Annotated in this window: 13 protein-coding genes; 10 read left to right on the top strand and 3 right to left on the bottom strand. The window is 52.8% G+C overall.

What is annotated here, in order from left to right:
* The first annotated feature begins 474 nt into the window (after positions 1-474).
* From BMY09_RS10815 to BMY09_RS10850, 8 genes are all read left to right on the top strand, one after another.
* Entirely contained in the window at positions 475-3,951 is a 3,477-nt protein-coding gene (locus BMY09_RS10815; protein ID WP_091357761.1) for an indolepyruvate ferredoxin oxidoreductase family protein, read from the top strand.
* Positions 3,952-3,987: 36 nt separating this feature from the next.
* Complete coding sequence (locus tag BMY09_RS10820) at positions 3,988-5,055, top strand: Glu/Leu/Phe/Val dehydrogenase dimerization domain-containing protein (protein WP_091357764.1); 1,068 nt, start codon at positions 3,988-3,990, stop codon at positions 5,053-5,055.
* A 74-nt stretch (positions 5,056-5,129) separates the two neighbouring features.
* The gene (locus BMY09_RS10825; RefSeq protein ID WP_091357766.1) at positions 5,130-6,542 is read left to right on the top strand and encodes a sodium-dependent transporter; all 1,413 of its coding nucleotides are present in this window, start codon (positions 5,130-5,132) and stop codon (positions 6,540-6,542) included.
* Positions 6,543-6,741: 199 nt separating this feature from the next.
* Entirely contained in the window at positions 6,742-7,440 is a 699-nt protein-coding gene (locus tag BMY09_RS10830; protein ID WP_091357768.1) for a thermostable hemolysin, read from the top strand.
* Positions 7,441-7,443: 3 nt separating this feature from the next.
* On the top strand, positions 7,444-8,772 hold the full coding sequence (locus BMY09_RS10835; RefSeq protein ID WP_091357771.1) for an AMP-binding protein: 1,329 nt from the start codon (positions 7,444-7,446) through the stop codon (positions 8,770-8,772).
* Positions 8,773-8,852: 80 nt separating this feature from the next.
* Positions 8,853-9,521 carry an iron-containing redox enzyme family protein gene (locus BMY09_RS10840; protein WP_091357773.1) on the top strand — a complete coding sequence of 223 codons (669 nt, stop codon included), beginning with the start codon at positions 8,853-8,855 and terminating at the stop codon, positions 9,519-9,521.
* The gene (locus BMY09_RS10845; RefSeq protein WP_091357776.1) at positions 9,511-10,278 is read left to right on the top strand and encodes an SDR family NAD(P)-dependent oxidoreductase; all 768 of its coding nucleotides are present in this window, start codon (positions 9,511-9,513) and stop codon (positions 10,276-10,278) included. Before BMY09_RS10840 ends, BMY09_RS10845 begins: the two co-directional genes overlap by 11 nt.
* Positions 10,279-10,350: 72 nt before the next feature.
* On the top strand, positions 10,351-11,019 hold the full coding sequence (locus BMY09_RS10850) for a tetratricopeptide repeat protein (RefSeq protein WP_091357928.1): 669 nt from the start codon (positions 10,351-10,353) through the stop codon (positions 11,017-11,019).
* Positions 11,020-11,167: 148 nt separating this feature from the next.
* On the opposite strand, the gene BMY09_RS10855 is transcribed toward BMY09_RS10850, so the two are convergent.
* Together BMY09_RS10855 and BMY09_RS10860 are read right to left on the bottom strand one after the other, a co-directional pair.
* Positions 11,168-12,505 (bottom strand): ATP-binding protein, encoded by a 1,338-nt coding sequence (locus BMY09_RS10855; RefSeq protein ID WP_091357778.1) that lies wholly within the window; start codon positions 12,503-12,505, stop codon positions 11,168-11,170.
* A 4-nt stretch (positions 12,506-12,509) separates the two neighbouring features.
* Complete coding sequence (locus BMY09_RS10860; protein ID WP_091357930.1) at positions 12,510-13,166, bottom strand: response regulator; 657 nt, start codon at positions 13,164-13,166, stop codon at positions 12,510-12,512.
* Between the two features lie 350 nt (positions 13,167-13,516).
* On the opposite strand from BMY09_RS10860, the gene BMY09_RS10865 reads away from it, so the two are divergent.
* Complete coding sequence (locus BMY09_RS10865) at positions 13,517-14,293, top strand: hypothetical protein (protein WP_091357781.1); 777 nt, start codon at positions 13,517-13,519, stop codon at positions 14,291-14,293.
* 220 nt (positions 14,294-14,513) lie between these two features.
* Here the strand turns inward: BMY09_RS10865 and BMY09_RS10870 are convergent, their stop codons facing one another.
* Complete coding sequence (locus BMY09_RS10870; protein WP_217647424.1) at positions 14,514-15,125, bottom strand: EF-hand domain-containing protein; 612 nt, start codon at positions 15,123-15,125, stop codon at positions 14,514-14,516.
* 351 nt (positions 15,126-15,476) lie between these two features.
* Here BMY09_RS10870 and BMY09_RS10875 point away from each other — a divergent pair, with 351 nt between their 5' ends.
* Complete coding sequence (locus tag BMY09_RS10875) at positions 15,477-17,630, top strand: glutamine synthetase III family protein (RefSeq protein ID WP_091357784.1); 2,154 nt, start codon at positions 15,477-15,479, stop codon at positions 17,628-17,630.
* Positions 17,631-17,636 lie beyond the last annotated feature (6 nt).

The following is a 17,636-nucleotide window of genomic DNA, read 5'->3' on the forward strand; positions in this document are numbered from 1 at the left end:
CCTACAAAAAAATAACAGAAAAATAATCTGCTAATTAAACTTATGACCATAGATAATATCTATTTCTTACGTATCTGCATCACTTTCCTTGGTTGACTTACGCCATCCTCCCGGATTAATGTTGGTCGCCAGCGCACCCCAAAAAGGTATCGCTGCAACAGAAACCGGCCTATCCGCCGGCACAATAACAACAATATTCAAACCTGGCTGTGATCCGGCTAAGGTAAAGGGTAATAACCATGACCTACCGTTTTTTTCTGCGGCACACACCGTTGTGCCATCCCGATCTCACAGACCTGCTGTCTGCTGATAGTTCAGTTGTATTCCTACGCTCCATCATCCAAAGACCGAAAGACCAACTCAGGAATATTTCGCCCCCCGGCGTCTGATTCACCGTTTTCTATTCATCCATTGTCTGATTCGTTCTGAACCGGAGCGCATAACTGTTGCCGTTCAGAACCGGGAGCTATCAACATGAAAAATGCCGTTTCACTGCAGGATAAGTGGGAAAAACAGAGCGGACGGGTCTACCTGACCGGTAGTCAGGCGCTGGCTCGCCTGCCGATGCTTCAGGCCGCACGGGATAAACAGGCTGGACTGAATACAGCCGGATTCATCTCGGGCTATCGGGGCTCACCTCTGGGTAACTTTGACAAAACCCTGTGGCAGATCCGCGATTACCTGAAACAGAACAATATCGTCTTCCAACCCGGCGTTAATGAAGATCTGGGGGCAACCGCCGTGTGGGGATCACAACAGGTCAACGTATTTGAAGGTGCCCGCTATGACGGTGTTTTCGGCCTCTGGTATGGCAAAGGTCCGGGGGTTGACCGTACCGGTGATGTACTGAAGCATGCCAACGCTTTCGGTACCTCAGAGTATGGTGGAGTACTGGCGGTTGCCGGTGATGACCATGCCAGTAAATCCTCGACCCTTCCCCATCAGAGCGATTACGCCTTTATGGATGCGATGATTCCGGTACTCTATCCCTCCGGGATTCAGGAGATGCTGGATTATGGCCTGTATGGCTGGGCAATGTCCCGCTTCAGCGGCTGCTGGGTGGGGCTGAAAGCGCTGGCCGAGGTAATGGATTCAGCCATCTCAGCCAATCTTGATCACCAGCGACTGGAGATCAGCCTCCCCGAACACTTCGAGCGCCCCGCAGATGGCCTGAATGCCCGCTGGCCGGATAAACCACTGCAACAGGAAGCGCGACTGCACCGCTACAAAATCGCGGCAGCACAGGCGTTCTGCCGCCACAACCGACTGGATAAAATCGTTATCGATACCGCTCAGCCGCGCCTGGGTATTGTCACCACCGGCAAGTCTTATCTTGATGTCCTGCAGGCGCTGGAAGATCTGGGTATCAGCCACGCGCAGGCCGCCGGGTTAGGTATCCGGTTATACAAAGTCGCGATGCCCTGGCCGCTGGAACCCGAAGGGGTCTATGAGTTTGCTGAGGGTCTGGAAGAGATTCTGGTCATCGAAGAGAAACGCGGCCTGATCGAAGATCAGCTGAAGGAGCAACTCTACAGCTGGCAGGACCGGCATCAGAGTGCTCGTCCCCGGGTGGTGGGTAAGAAAGATCAGTTGGGCAATGAGCTACTAACCAGTCTGAGCGAACTGACACCGGCGATGATCGCCCGGGCGATTGCGGCACGTGTCGCCCCCTTCCACAACAGTCAGCAGATCGCTGACCGCCTCACCTTTCTTAGCGAAAAAGAGTACCAACTGGCACAGCCGCGTGCCCTGCTGGAGCGCACTCCGCACTTCTGCTCCGGCTGCCCCCATAACACCTCTACGGTGGTGCCTGAGGGCAGCCGCGCACTGGGCGGTATCGGTTGTCACTATATGGCCACCTGGATGGACCGTGGCACCGACACCTTTACCCAGATGGGCGGCGAAGGCGCGACCTGGATCGGTCAGGCCCCCTTCACTGATAACAACCATGTGTTCCAGAACCTCGGCGATGGAACCTACTTTCACTCGGGCCTGCTGGCGATTCGTGCGGCGATCGCCTCCGGCGCTAACATCACCTATAAAGTGTTGTATAACGATGCCGTCGCCATGACCGGGGGTCAGCCCATTGATGGCCAGTTGACGGTGCAGCAGATTACCCACCAGCTCTATGGTGAAGGTGTTCACCGTATCGCTGTGGTCAGCGATGAACCGGATAAATACCCCAGCCGTTCTGAATTTGCCGATGGGGTCACCTTCCACCACCGGGATGATCTGCAGGCGGTGCAGATGGAGCTGCGGGAGATCCCTGGCTGCACCGCGATGGTGTATGACCAGACCTGTGCGGCGGAGAAACGTCGGCGCCGTAAACGCAGTGAGATGACCGACCCGCAAAAACGGGTGGTTATTCATCAGGAGATCTGCGAAGGCTGCGGTGACTGCGGCGTGCAATCCAACTGTTTGTCTCTGCTGCCCAAAGAAACCGACCGTGGCCGCAAACGCGCTATCGATCAGTCCGCCTGTAATAAAGATTTCAGCTGCATCCGTGGCTTCTGTCCCAGCTTTGTTACCGTCAAAGGGGGCAAACTGCGTAAACCCGAACCACTGGGTAAAGAGAGTCATTTCCCGCAGCTGCCCATGCCGCAGCTACCCGGTTGTAGCACGCCCTACAACATCCTGCTGACCGGTGTCGGTGGCACTGGGGTGGTGACCGTCAGCGCCCTGCTGGGGATGGCGGCGCATATCGAAGGTAAAGGTACTGGGGTGCTGGATCAGATAGGCCTGGCACAGAAATTTGGCGCGGTAATGAGCCATATCCGCATCGCCGAGTCTCAGGAACAGATCCATACGGTGCGTATTCCGGCGGGTGAAACCGATCTGATGATCGGCTTTGACCTGATGGTAGGGGCCAGCGAAGAGGCGCTGGGCAAGCTGGATCGGCAGCGCAGCCAGGTGGTGATCAATAACCATGAAACCATGCCTGCGGCGTTTACCCGAGACCCCGATCTGCAGGTACCCACCGCAGAGATGCAGCAGGTAATCCGTGACAGCGCCAAACCTCTGAGCAGCTTCTGTCTTGATGCAACCACCCTGGCCACGCAGCTACTCGGTGATGGTATGGCGGTTAATCTGTTCTGCATCGGCTATGCCTGGCAGAAAGGGCTGATTCCCCTTGAGATGGATTCAATCGAGCAAGCGATCGAACTCAATGGTGTGGCGGTTTCGGCCAACAAAGAAGCGTTCCTCTGGGGACGCCGTGCAGCGCACAACCTGCAGCAGGTTGAACAGATCACTTCCCCGGCCAGTGATGTTCAGACGGTGCGGATAATGCCCGGGCTGGAAGAGGTGATTCACCGGGAGATGCAGCACCTTAACCAATATCAGGGAGCTGCCCTGGCGCATCGCTATCAGTCACTGGTGCGTCACGTCGCAGACGCGGAAAAGCAACTGGGCAGAGGGAACACCCTGAGCCTGGCCGTTGCGGAAAATTACAGCAAGGTGCTGGCCTATAAGGATGAGTATGAGGTTGCCCGACAGCTGACATCCAGCCACTTCCGGCAGCAACTTGAAAGCCAGTTTGAAGGAGACTTTGAACTCGAATTCAATCTGGCACCGCCGCTGATCTCGCGGATCAACCGCGCTACGGGGCGCCCGGTCAAGCGCCGCTTTAGCGAAAAAATCATGCCGCTGTTTCGTCTGCTGGCCAGCCTCAGACCTTTGCGGGGCTCCCCCCTGGATCTGTTTGGTTACAGTGCTGATCGCCGTCTCGAACGACGACTGATCCGCGAATATGAGCAGGATATTCAGGCGCTACTGCAGAATCTCAGTGTGGACAATCTGCAGGATGCGATTGAGCTGGCCCGGCTACCCTCTGTGATTCGCGGCTATGGACCGGTCAAGGAGCGCGCCTATGAGCAAGCGCAAATCCAGCGACAACTGCTTCGGGAGCAGATCCTTGAAGCGCACAGCAGCGCATCCCAGGCAACTGTTTAATAACAATAAAACCCAGCATTATTCAGGAAAACCGTTATGTCCGTTTTTAGTCATGCCGAATTTGATAACCATGAGCAGGTTGTCTTCTGTCACGATGAGATCACTGGCCTGAAGGCCATTATCGCCATCCATAACACCAACCGCGGCCCCGCATTAGGGGGCTGCCGGATGTGGCACTACAGCAGCGATGAGGAAGCCCTTAACGATGTGTTGCGCCTATCCAAAGGGATGACCTATAAGTCGGCCCTGGCCAATCTCGACCTAGGCGGCGGTAAGTCGGTGATCATCGGCGACCCGCGCAAACATAAAACCCCGGAGCTGCTGGCAGCGATGGGACGTTTTCTGGAGCACACCGGCAACCGCTATATTGCGGCAGAGGACTCCGGCACGTCGGTACCCGACCTGCAGGTGATGGCACAACACACTGGCAATGTGGCCGGCATCACCGAACGTACCGGTATTGATGGTCTGCCCTGCAATGGCGATCCCTCCCCTGCTACCGCTTATGGCACCTTTATCGGTCTGAAAACGGCGGTGCAGTATCAACTGGACCGCACCGATCTGACAGGTCTCAAGGTGGCGATTCAGGGAGTGGGTAATGTCGGCTACCGGCTTGCCGAACAGCTCCATCAGGCGGGTGCACAGCTGTTTGTTACCGATATCCATCAGCAACAGGTAACCCGTGCAGTCGAAGAACTGGGTGCTATCGCCGTCAGTCAGAATGAGATTCTCTCTCTGGATGTGGATGTGATCGCCCCCTGCGCCCTGGGTGCCGTGCTCAATGATGAGTCGATTCCGCTGATCAAAGCAAAAGTGATTGCCGGTGCGGCCAATAATCAGTTGGCGTCGCAACGCCATGATCTGATGTTGCGTGAGCGTGGCATTCTCTATGCCCCGGATTACGTCCTTAACGCGGGCGGCATCATCGATATTTTCTATGAACGTATCGGTCATCAACACACTCAGGTGCGCGCCCATATCGAGACCATCGCCGACACCCTGTGCGAGATATTCCGTCGGGCCGATGCCCAGGATCGTCCAACCGGGGAGATCGCCAATGAGCTGGCCGAAGAACGCATTAATCAGCCACGTGCGGCACACTAACCTGTAAAAACAACTCAGCCCATCACCGATGGGCTGGCTCTCTCTGACATAAAAATAAGATCTGGAGAAAATCAATGACTGAACTGGTTCAGAACCCGGCACTGGATGCCACTGCCGACAACACCGGCAAAGACCACCCGATGTGGTCATCCCGCATGGCGTTTATCCTGGCTGCCAGCGGCTCGGCCGTAGGGCTGGGAAATATCTGGAAATTCCCCTATATCACCGGTGAAAATGGTGGCGGAGCATTCGTTCTGGTATACCTGCTGTGTATCGCCCTGATCGGTATTCCAATTATGATTGCGGAGGTGATGATCGGTCGCCGTGGCGGTCGCAGCCCGATCAACAGCATGCGCAACCTGACCCGGCGGGATGGTCTCTCCAACCGCTGGATCTGGATCGGGGGAATGGGGATGCTGGCCTCGATTCTGATCCTGTCTTTTTACTCGGTGATCGGTGGCTGGGCGCTGGCCTATATTGGCAACTCCGCCAACGGCCTGTTTGTCGGCGCCAGCACCGCAGCGATTGGCACGATGTTCAGCAGCCTGCTGGCCGATCCCTACACTCTGCTGTTATGGCATTCGGTGTTTATGCTGCTGGTCATTTTGATCGTCGCCCGCGGTCTCAGCTCTGGTATGGAGAGAGCGATCAATATCCTGATGCCGCTGCTGTTTGTTCTGCTGCTGGTGATGGTGGGTTATGCCATGAGCACCAACAGCTTTGCCGAGGGTTTTGCATTTCTGTTTCAGCCAGACTTCTCCAAACTGACCACCGCCGGTGTGCTCACAGCACTGGGACACGCGTTCTTTACTCTCAGCCTGGGGATGGGGGTAATGATGGCTTACGGTTCCTACCTGCCGAAACAGGTTTCCATCGTGAAAACAGCAGTCACCGTCTCCGTTGTCGACACCCTGGTGGCCTTGCTGGCAGGTCTGGCGATCTTTCCGCTGGTGTTTGCCAACGGTCTTGAAGCGGGGGCAGGCCCGGGACTGATCTTCCAGACCCTGCCGATTGCGTTTGGCCAGATGAGTGGCGGTATATTGTTTGGCAGCCTGTTCTTTATCCTGTTGGTTGTCGCAGCCATTACCTCGGCAATCTCGCTACTGGAGCCTCTGGTAGAATGGTTTGAAGAACAACAGGGAATCAGCCGTCTGAGCGCCACCCTGATGGGCGGCATCAGTATCTGGGCGCTGGGGATCCTTACCATTCTGTCGCTGAATGTCTGGGCAGATGTTCATCCGCTGGGCATGTTTGAACGCTTTGCCGGAAAGACCTTCTTCGATCTGTTCGACTACGCCACCGCTAACCTGATTATGCCGTTAGTCGGCCTGGCAACTGCGCTGTTTGTCGGCTGGTTTATGGCAAAACCGGCCGCCGAAAATGAATTTGATATGGGCAACGGCCTGGCTTACCAAAGTTTTATGTTTGTTATCCGTTTTATCACGCCGGCAGCAGTACTGGTGGTGTTTATCTACAACCTGAGTTGATAGTCCCGCTATCACCGCCAAAAGCCCTGCCGACGCAGGGCTTTTTTGTTCATACCCCGGTATTTTTCACACATCTCTCCCCATTTATCCCGGGCCTGATAAATAACCATAAAAAAAATATTGAATTATTTTGCCCCGTTCAGATTCATGTCAGCTTTGTCAGCAAGAATGTCCCTGACACTTAAACAGGGGACAGCAAATGTATATCTTGCGCTACCAGGAAAACGATCTGAATACAGCGAATCTGTATCTCAATCAGGGCCTGATCTCAAAGATCAGTTCGCTGAATCCCTCAGTTATCAGCATCACCGGTGCCTTTGAACCTGAGCGTCAGCGGGTCGTTGATTTTATAAAGAATATCTACAAGCAGAGTTATAACGCCGATATCAACGTTACCTACCCGATGATTATGTCGGTGCGCAATGCGGATGATGAGATTCTGGCGGCTGTCGGTGTCCGTTATGCCGATAAAGAAGCGTTGTTTCTTGAACAGTATCTGGACCAGCCGATTGAGACCGTGCTGGACTGCGAGCGTGCGCAAATCATCGAGATAGGCAATCTGGCATCCGCCGGTAAAGGTGCATCGGCCTTCCTGTTTGCCGCGCTGGCGTCCTATCTGGAAAACCAGAAAATCCGCTACGCCACCATTACCGGGACACAGTTCCTGCACCGTTATTTCAAACGTACCGGACTGAATCCCAAAGAACTATGCCGCGCCCACTTAAACAATATCAGTGAGCAGGATACCGATTGGGGTACCTACTACGATACTGAACCCCGGGTACTGGTGGGCAATGTTGATACAGGCGTTGCACGCCTGAAAGCACTGTTCGGTGCTGATTTCAGGGAGTGCCGACCACGTTTATTTCCCCGTCTCCACTTCAAAGCGGAACACTAAACCATGATATTCAATAGCATCAACCAACATGCACCAGGCAAAATCGCCCTGCAGGACGAGCAGCAAACGGTGTATTACCGTGACCTGAAAGCAGAGATTGCCGACCGGGCAGAACAGCTTAGCCAGGTGTCGACTCTGGCCATCGCTCTGGATAACAGCGTTGACTGGGTGCTCTGGGATCTCGCAGCCCTCAGTGTCGGGGTCGTCTGTGTACCGATTCCACCGTTCTTCAGCCCGGAGCAGAGAGACCATACACTCTCCCAGGCGGCGGTATCTCACATTATTTCACCTGATGGTCTGGTGGCAACCGGAATACAGCACACAGTTGCATTGCCCGAAACAACAGCCAAAGTCACCTTTACCTCGGGTACCACCGGCCAGCCTAAAGGGGTTTGTCTGCCGCAGCGGGCCATGGAAAATGTTGCCCACAGTATCGAGCAGGTGCTGGGGCAGGACTTTGTTGGCACCCATCTGTGCAGTCTGCCGCTGGCGGTATTACTGGAAAATGTTGCCGGGGTGTACGCTGCGCTGATCGCCGGCTGTACCATCCGTCTGCCATCCCTCACGGCGTTTGGCCAGAACTATGACTGCCTGCATCAGCAGATTGCCGAAACCGCAGCGACATCGATCATTCTGGTGCCTGAAGTACTGCGTATCCTGCTGGCTCAGATTGCGCAAAAAGGGCCGCTTCCCTCGCTAAAATTCATCGCTGTTGGCGGTTCAAAGACCGATGCCAATCTGATTCAGATGGCGCGTCAGATGGGACTACCGGTGTATGAGGGGTATGGCCTGTCAGAGTGCGCTTCGGTGGTGTCACTGAATACACCGGACAATGACCGTCCAGGCAGCGTGGGCAAACTGCTCCACCATGTAGCGGCAAGCGTTGAAGCGGGAGAGATCAGCATTCATAACCCCGGTTTTCTCGGTTACATCGGTCAGAGCACGACTGGCAGCTTCAACACTGAAGACCTTGGTGCACTGGATGCAGAGGGTTTTCTCTCCATCACCGGACGTAAAAAGAACGTTCTGATCACCTCCTATGGCCGCAATATCTCCCCGGAGTGGGTAGAAGCCTCCCTGCTGTGCCAGCCGGAGATCGCCCAGACGGTTGTCTATGGTGATGCGCAACCACATCTGAGTGCGCTGATCGTGCCGGTGTCGGCAAACGCCGATATCCAGCAGGTCATTCTGAAAGCCAATGCCGGGCTACCGGAATATGCACAGATCAGGGATTACAGTCTGGCGGAGCCGTTCACCCTTGCCAACGGCCTGCTGACCGGCACAGGCCGCCCCCGGCGGGCAAAAATATTAGAACGGCTTAACCAAATCTAATTTCAAATCATTAACTTATGCGCACAGAAACCTATTCTCGCAAAAACTTTCGTACTCAAAAACGTACAAGGAGATACATCATGACTTTTTTTGATCTGCTGATTCAGGAAACCGAAGCCGAACGTGCAGAGCTCTATCAGGTACCCCAGCTAGCCAACGCTCTGCAGGGTAAGATCACCCACGAAGCCTACCTGGCTTACCTGACCGAAGCCTTTCATCATGTGTCTCATACGGTGCCATTTCTGATGTCGATGGGCGCTAAACTGCCCGCCAATAAACTGTTTCTGCAAAAAGTGATTGCCGAATATATCGAAGAGGAGATCGGCCACGAAGAGTGGATTCTCAACGATATTGAAGCAGTCGGCGGCGACCGGGAGGCGGTTCGCAACAGCACCCCGGCACTGGAGACACAGGTACTGATCGCTTACAACTACGATTATATCAACCGCAAAAACCCGGTTGGTTTTCTGGGTATGGTGTTCATGCTGGAAAGCACCTCAATCGCCATCGCCAACAAAGGTGCGGATGCGGTTAAACAGTCACTGGATCTGCCAGAGCAGGCGTTCTCCTATCTTCACTCCCACGGTGATCTGGATATCAGTCATATGCAGTTCTTTGAAAAAACGCTGGAAAAAATAACCGATCCGAAAGACCAGGCAGCCATCATCGAAGTGGCCAGAAACACCTTCCGCCTGTTTGCCAATGTGCTGCGCACTATCCCGGCTGAGGGGGTGAAAGATGTCGCTTAAAGGGAAAAGCATCTTTATTACCGGGGGTACCGGAGGTATCGGTGCTCCCCTGGTCAAGCTACTGCGGGATGCGGGCGGTGACGTCATTGCATTCAACCGTCAGGAGTCTGGCGATCTGAGTGACAATATCGACAGCATCTGCCACACCCTGTCCCATCTGGCGCCGGATATTCTGATCAATATGGCAGGCTACAATGAATGCGCGCACTGCGAAGACCAGCATCTGAGCGAACTTATCGCCCTGAACCTGACCGTGCCAATGCGTCTGTCACAGGCAGTGCTGCCGGCAATGAAACAGCGCAACACCGGGCAGATCATCAATGTGGGATCAATGATGGGCATTATTCCCCTGCCCTATTATTCCGGCTATGTGGCCGCCAAAGCAGGCATCAAGGCGTTTTCCGATTGCCTGCGGCGAGAACTGTGTGACACAGGGATCAGGGTAACGCTGATCGCCCCACGGGCGGTGCAAACCCGAATGAATCAGGGGATCAGTAGCGAGATTAACAGTCAGACAGGCACTGCCTATGATCAACCGGAGGAAGTCGCTCAGCGGATTTTCAACGCCATCCTGCTTGGCGAAAAAGAGGTCCGTTTTGGCAAGCCTGAACGTTTCTTCGCCTTTATGAATGCGAACTTCCCTTCGGTTGTGGATAAGGGATTACGCAAGAATGTCAGGGTTGGCGAGGCGATTTTTAAACATCACAAGACAGAATCAGCAAAAAAACTATCAACTGAGTTAAATAACGCAACCTGACTGTATCTTTTGGGTTAGCGCAACAGAGCTGCAGCCCGATAGTCCAGACAGATAACCTTTGAGGTCAACATGATGAAACATAAACTCCTGATATCGGTTGCGGTAATGAGCCTCTACCTGCCCCTCTCTACCTCGTTTGCCGCTCAGGCGGGCCAGCAAGAGATGATGCAGGATGTGGCAGCACTGCAATCTGAATGGGCCAGAATCAAATACCAGGTAAGTGATGAAAAACTCCAGCTATCTGCTATCGAGAAGCTGGAGCAGCAGGCTGAACAGACCTCAGCCAAATATGCTGATTTTGCCGAACCCAAAATCTGGCAGGGTATTATTCTCTCCACTGATGCAGGTATCGTGAAGGGTTTGTCTGCACTGGGTAAAGTAAAAGAAGCTAAAAAACTGTTTGAAGCCTCTCTGGAACAGAATCCAACGGCACTGAACGCTTCAGCCCACACGTCGCTGGGTTCACTCTACTATCAGGTGCCCGGCTGGCCCATCGCCTTCGGTAGCGACGACAAAGCGGAGCAGCATCTTAAGGCGGCCCTTGAAGTGAACCCCGATGGTATCGATGCCAACTATTTTTACGCTGACTTCCTGATGGAAAACAAGCGCTATGATGAAGCCAAACACTATTTTGAGAAGGCTCTCTCAGCCAGCCCCCGCGCCGACCGTCCGGTGGCTGATGCCGGGCGTCGGCATGAGATCGAACTGGCCATGGCAAAACTCGCCGGGCTGAAAAAGTAGTATCCCCCTCTGCTATTTATCATTTCCCCATGATAAGCAAAAAATCCCGGCCAATACCGCCGGGATTTTCATAGCTCTTTTCATAGTTTTTTATTGCTTGATACAATCTGACACACGCCTGTCTTCGATGCTCCTGATGACCCGGCCTTCACGCTGAAGGGAACTGAATCACCACTTCAAAACCATCGCTACGATGACGAGCGGGGGAGTAAAATGTCAGCGTTCCCGAGCCGTGTTTGACAAAGGTATCGACAATTGCCAGCCCCAGCCCGGTACCTTCAGACTGATAACTACCGCGCTCAAAACGGTTGGTCAGACGCTGTAACTGATCCTTGGGCAAAATATCGCAACTGTTGACCACATGCAGGGCATGATCGCTATCACTGAAGATCTCAACCGGGTGCTGTGGCGAGCCATAACGCAATGCATTTTCGAGCAGGTTGCGCAGGATAATGGCGGCCGCATCCATATCCACCGGCCACTCAAGAGAGTGCAGGCTGGCTTCATCACAGATTATCGTCTGGTCGGTTTGAGTGCCCCGCTGATACTCCTCTATCAGAAAGGAGAGCAGCGTCATCACACTGGAAGTTTCGCCACTACGGAGTACTGACGCATCCGCCCGGGACAGTTGTAGCAGTTTTTCCGACAACCGTTGTAACCTTTTTAAGCCCTGTTCCAGCTCTGCCGCCCGCTGCCGGGTATCGTTATCCTCAGAGACGGCGATCAGGCGTTGGGTCTGCGCCAGCAAAGAGGCTACGGGCGTGCGCAGCTCGTGGGCACTATTGGAGGCAAACTCCCGCTCGGCATAGATCGCCTGGGATATCTTCTGCATCAGACCATTCAGCGACGCAGTGATTGGTAGCAGTTCCTGCGGCTGATGACGATGCTCGAACAGAGTCAGGTTATCGCTACCCCGTTTGCTGATATCGCGATTCAGCCTGAACAGGGGCATCAGAGAGTTGCCCACCAGCCACCAGACCATAAAGCCGGTCACCGGTATCACCAGCAGTAACGGAATCAGAAATCCCCACAGGCTCTCCATTACCGCTTCTTCGCGGTGATCGAGAGGTTCTGCGACCTGGACAAAAAAATCACCGTTGTGGATGCTCTCGGTATAAACCCGAAAGCCTTCAAGATCCTGAAAACCATCCACCAATAGCTCACTGAAGGGCCGTTTAACGATATCATGGGAAAAATGGGTTACATGGCCATCTTTAGCGCGGATTTGATAGAGAAAATAGCTTTCATTTTCAGCCTCGGCAACCGGAGGGGTCTGATCACTTTTTTTCGCTTCATCGCCATCGCTGTCATCCTGAACCGCCAGAGGGATCAGACGTTTGGCATTCTGCACCAGCGCGTCATCCAGTACTTCATTAATTTCATCATTGAAAACATAGGCTGAATAGCCGCTGGAAGCCAGCCAAATCAGCGTTACAATAGAGACAATCGAAACCACCAGCCGGCGTTTAATACTGCGATGTTTCATCGGCTTAAACCTTCATTCTATAACCGATACCACGGATGGTTTCGATACTGGTTTTGCCAATTTTTTTCCGTAGCCGGCTGATATAGACCTCGACGGTATTACTTTCAACCTCTGCGCCATACTCATACAGCGCATCCTCGATCACCGACTTGGCGACTATTGAGTTTTTATGCCGCAACAGCCGCTCCAGTACCGCCCACTCACGGGAGCTAAGGTTTGCAGGTGCACCGTCATTCAGGATGATCTTATTGGTCAGGTCGATGCTCAGGCTCCCCAGTGTCAGCATACCGGTACCATCAGCATAGAGACGCCGCTGAATAGCGATAATTCGCGCCGATAGCTCCCCCAGATCAAACGGTTTAACCAGATAGTCGTCGGCACCTGCATTCAGCCCTCTAATCCGGTCCGAAATCTGATCAAGTGCGGTGAGGATAATCACCGCCACACTGTTTTTAGCTGACCGGATCCGGGTCAGAAGATCCAGCCCATGGCCATCGGGCAGAAGAAGATCAAGCAGAATCAGATCATAATTGGTGGTCGTCAGACTGGCTGATGCATCAGAGAGGGTCTCGAACCAGTCCACCGCGTGCCCTTCACTGGCGATATGTTCCCGTATCGCCCCCCCTAAACCCTTCTCATCTTCAACCAGTAAAATACGCACCCGTAATCTCCACAGTTTTCCTCCATTAAAAAACATAAACCTGACAGCAACCTGAACAGTCACTGTTAGCGGTGGACACTCAGCTTCCCTTACACTAATCGAAAACCGCGTTAAACACAGCTGCTCTGACTGGCAAAATGGCCCCTGAAACGGAATTCCACAGCCCCGCCAGCGGCAAAGGGTTGCCCATCACAACATCATCACTCTGATTAAGAATAAATCAAGCTATTGTTTTTTATGACTTTAAATTCCATCACCGTTAATGGCACGAAATCCGCTTGGTAGATCTATCAGCCTGTTTAACAAACCGGTGTTTTGCAAACACCCAAGGGATTGCCCGGGAGAAACCTATGCAGACCAGCTCAGTTACCCCATTTCCAGTGACGGCTCAACACGCCGCACAGCCAGCCAGCTCCCCCTTCAGTCTGGTTCAGACCGACCTGTCTGGTGGCTTTGATAAAGTTATCAGCGATGCAATGCAGCGCGGTGCCAGCGATGATTTTGTCAGTCGTCTGTTTAAAAACCAGGAACGTTTTATACAACTGGCAGAGATGGCATCGCAACAGCAACCTATCAATAGTAAAACATTTCTGAAGAACCTCAGTTATGAGGACCGGGAAGTACTCAGAGAGGTGCATAGCCTGGCTGACTTTATTGATGACAGCAAGATCGATCAAATGAGCAGCGAAGGGGCAAATAATCTTCTGCGCCTGCCCCACACAGGACTGGATTCGGACAACGATGGTTTTACCGATATCGGGATTGGTAAAACCTTTATGTTCCCCAACTCCAATACGCCACCTGAGGTCGCTGAAGCCTGGCATAACACCACTGACGGAATGAGTTTTAAGGACAAGATGATGGCAGAGGGCCATCTGATGAGTTCGCTGATCATGGCGAATATTGAGGTGGATGAAAATGGCCGGTTTGTAGCCCGTCATGAACCAGGCGAACCCGGCTATGTTAATCCATTAGCCTCTGCGGATTTTTCCTATAAGCAGTGGTCGACCGACTGGCTGCGCTATCTGGAAGATTTCAAACTACAGATGAGTAGTGACCAGTATAACCGTGACAAACGATTCTTTGAGGGGTTTCTGCAGAATTTGCAGCAAACCGGGGCGGTTTAACGGAAACGATTAAGAATGTTCGGATAACACAGAAAAGGGGTATCCTCAGATACCCCTTTTCGCTTAGCCGCAGCCATTCAGATCTCTGCATTCGCCTCGGGAGACTCGGACAAAATCTGACCGCCATCAACAATGATCTGCTGACCGGAAGCCAGAACCCGGGTATGGCAACAGCTCTGTTTGAGCCCCCCTTACAATCCGGTTTAACTCCTCAGTAAGACTATGGATTGCGCTGCTGCATCTGATGCTGACTAAACTCGTCGGCATCCAGCATCTGATCATGATTGCTATCCATCTCCTCAAATGATTTCATATTGGCGAGATTGCGCATGGGATACCCCGCCTGAGCCCGCTCAGTGATGCGCGCATTCCGGAAGGTATTCATCTCCTCCTGGCTGATGAAACCATCACCGTTCTGATCAACATCACTGAAGGATGGCTGATTGCGGCCAGCGCCCATCATGCCGTTTTTGCCGGTACCCATCGGTTGGTTCTGGCCCTTCAGGTTTCGCTGAGCGGTCTGCCCCGCCTGCAGTTCAGCGGCGCTGATCTGACCATCGCCATCCCTGTCAAAATCCCGGAACATCGGTGCATTCGCCATCCCCCGCATCGGAGCACCGGCTGCAACATTGCGCTGCCTGCGCTGGTTACGGATATCATCAAACTCTTCCTGACTAATAACGCCGTTTCCATCCTGGTCATAAACAGCAAAGGGGATAGGCCCCCGTGCCGGAATATCGGCAGCCTGTGCTGCCAATATCATCATACAACCGGCAAAGATCGACAGTAGGGCTGAGATCGGGGATAACCTGACTCTGAGTCGTGTTTTCATGATAAGCCTCTACAGTATGAATTATGTTTCAAATAACTGCTCTACGCTGCATTCTCATACAACGCCGATCAGTTTTTACCACCTCTTTAATCTACTCTCTTTGAGCGACAAACGAACCGCAACAGATCAATAAACAAACAACTAAAAGGAAGAACAGCATAGCGAGACAGGGCTGACCAGGCGATTATAATATTTACTTCCTGCCGCAGTATAAATTAGCCAATATGGATAAAACTGGTTCGATTATTGCTGTAATAAAAACCAATAGCTTGTCAGCTATTGGTGACCCGGGTTTCCATGACCGCAGTAACCATAGTCCACCAGAATATTTTGGATATCCAGGGGTAGTAAATGAGCGGAAATGAATCTCGCGTTAAAGCAGTCCATGAAATCACCAGAGCAAACCCTTTTGCAGCTGAAATGACAGCTCCACTGAAAGAGATCTGGGCGTGCGATGTATTTGGCTTACAGCAGATGGAAGAATCCCTTTCAAAATCTGCCTTTAAAGCGATTAAGAAAACGGTACAAACCGGTGCCGAGCTGGACCCTGCCGTTGCTGACGTTGTTGCTGCTGCGATGAAAGACTGGGCGATGTCTAAAGGCGCCAAGTTCTTCTCTCACATCTTCTATCCAATGACCAATGCGACTGCAGAGAAACACGACGGTTTTGTTGTAACCAACTCAGATGGCGGCGCAATCACCGAATTTACCGGCAGTTTACTGATCAAAGGGGAGCCAGACGGCTCTTCTTTCCCGAATGGCAGCCTGCGTATGACCAACGCTGCCCGCGGCTATACTGCTTGGGACCCAACCAGCCCTGCCTATATTATGCATACCGCAAACGGCGCTGTGCTGATGATTCCAAGCGTATTCATGTCATGGACTGGCGAAGCGCTGGATAAGAAAATTCCGCTGCTGCGCGCCAATGCAGCGATGGACAAGGCAGCCAAAAAAGTCCTAACACTGATGGGCGAAACTGAGATTGCTCCACTGAACTCCAGCTGTGGTGCCGAGCAGGAATATTTCCTGGTCGACGAGCTGTTTGCTAACACCCGCCCCGACCTGCTGTTAGCAGGCAGAACACTGTTCGGTGCTCCCCCAGCAAAAGGCCAGCAGTTCGATGATCACTATTTTGGTGCAATCCCAGAACGCGTTCAGGTCTTTATGCAGGATTTAGAGGATAAACTCTACCGTTTGGGCATTCCCGCCAAGACTCACCATAACGAAGTTGCGCCCGGCCAGTTTGAGATTGCACCCTACTTTGAAGCCGCTAATGTTGCCTCTGACCACCAGCAGCTTCTGATGACTCTTTTGAAAAAAACCGCTAAAGAACATGGCTTTATATGTCTTCTGCATGAAAAACCTTTCGCTGGTGTGAACGGTTCAGGTAAGCATGTTAACTGGTCTGTTGGTAACGCCACACAGGGTAACCTGCTGGACCCAGGCAGCACGCCTAATGAGAACCTTAACTTTTTGCTCTTTTGTGGTGCAGTGATTCGCGGTGTGCACAAATTTGGACCACTTCTGCGCGCTGCGATCGCCTCAGCAGCCAATGATCATCGTTTAGGTGCCAACGAAGCGCCTCCAGCTATCCTGTCTGTCTATCTCGGTAGTCAGTTGGAGAAGGTGTTTGACAATATTAAAACGGGCGAGCTGCATGTACCGACCACTGGCGGCCAGATGGATCTGGGACTGTCACAGATTCTGAAGTTTGAACGTGATCCGGGTGACCGTAACCGTACTTCACCTTTCGCCTTTACCGGTAACCGCTTTGAGTTCCGCGCGGTTGGTTCATCTCAGTCGGTTTCTGGCCCGCTGGTCGCCATGAATACTATGCTGGCAGACTCTCTGGAGTGGATTGCAGAAAAGCTTGAAACCGAACTGAGCAAAACTTCAGACAAAGCGGTGGCGGTTTTTGCTGTTCTGAAAGAGCTGATGGAGTTGCACGGTAATGTCGTATTCGGTGGTGACGGTTACTCTGCTGAGTGGCACAAAGCAGCAGTAGAAGAGCGTGGTTTGCAAAATATTCCAACCACGGCTGACGCACTGCCAGCATTTAAGTCACCAGAAGTGATTGAACTGTTCTCCAAAACCGGCGTATTAACACCGGTAGAACTGGCCAGTCGTTTTGAAGTCTATGCTGAGCAGTATGTGTTGTCGATTGAGGTTGAAGCCAAACTGGTTGCGGAGATGGCCACCACGATGATCTATCCTGCGGCAATCAAATACCTGTCACAGATCGCCTCTACCGGTATTCAGCTGGACTACTCACCAGCCGGTGCCGTGGCTGAAACCGCGTCGGCGATGATGGCTTCCGTTGAAAAGCTCAACGCCGCACTGGAGTCAGAACACTTTGATAGCACAGAAGCACATATGAGCTTCCTGGCTGACGAAGTCCGTGGTCTGATGGATGAGGTACGTGCAGCAGCTGACAAACTGGAAACGCTGGTTGCAGATGACCTGTGGCCTCTGCCTAAATACCGTGAGATGCTGTTTATTAAATAACCGCGT

It is taken from the genome of Amphritea atlantica (genome assembly GCF_900111095.1).
GTDB classification, from domain to species: domain Bacteria; phylum Pseudomonadota; class Gammaproteobacteria; order Pseudomonadales; family Balneatricaceae; genus Amphritea; species Amphritea atlantica.

Bases quoted from the DNA above. Each gene is read 5' to 3' on its own strand.
- BMY09_RS10850 (WP_091357928.1), top strand. From the start codon at position 10,351: ATGAAACATAAACTCCTGATATCGGTTGCGGTAATGAGCCTCTACCTG.
- BMY09_RS10815 (WP_091357761.1), top strand. From the start codon at position 475: ATGAAAAATGCCGTTTCACTGCAGGATAAGTGGGAAAAACAGAGCGGA.
- BMY09_RS10870 (WP_217647424.1), bottom strand. From the start codon at position 15,125: ATGAAAACACGACTCAGAGTCAGGTTATCCCCGATCTCAGCCCTACTG.
- BMY09_RS10865 (WP_091357781.1), top strand. From the start codon at position 13,517: ATGCAGACCAGCTCAGTTACCCCATTTCCAGTGACGGCTCAACACGCC.
- BMY09_RS10840 (WP_091357773.1), top strand. From the start codon at position 8,853: ATGACTTTTTTTGATCTGCTGATTCAGGAAACCGAAGCCGAACGTGCA.
- BMY09_RS10820 (WP_091357764.1), top strand. From the start codon at position 3,988: ATGTCCGTTTTTAGTCATGCCGAATTTGATAACCATGAGCAGGTTGTC.
- BMY09_RS10825 (WP_091357766.1), top strand. From the start codon at position 5,130: ATGACTGAACTGGTTCAGAACCCGGCACTGGATGCCACTGCCGACAAC.
- BMY09_RS10835 (WP_091357771.1), top strand. From the start codon at position 7,444: ATGATATTCAATAGCATCAACCAACATGCACCAGGCAAAATCGCCCTG.
- BMY09_RS10845 (WP_091357776.1), top strand. From the start codon at position 9,511: ATGTCGCTTAAAGGGAAAAGCATCTTTATTACCGGGGGTACCGGAGGT.
- BMY09_RS10875 (WP_091357784.1), top strand. From the start codon at position 15,477: ATGAGCGGAAATGAATCTCGCGTTAAAGCAGTCCATGAAATCACCAGA.
- BMY09_RS10830 (WP_091357768.1), top strand. From the start codon at position 6,742: ATGTATATCTTGCGCTACCAGGAAAACGATCTGAATACAGCGAATCTG.
- BMY09_RS10855 (WP_091357778.1), bottom strand. From the start codon at position 12,505: ATGAAACATCGCAGTATTAAACGCCGGCTGGTGGTTTCGATTGTCTCT.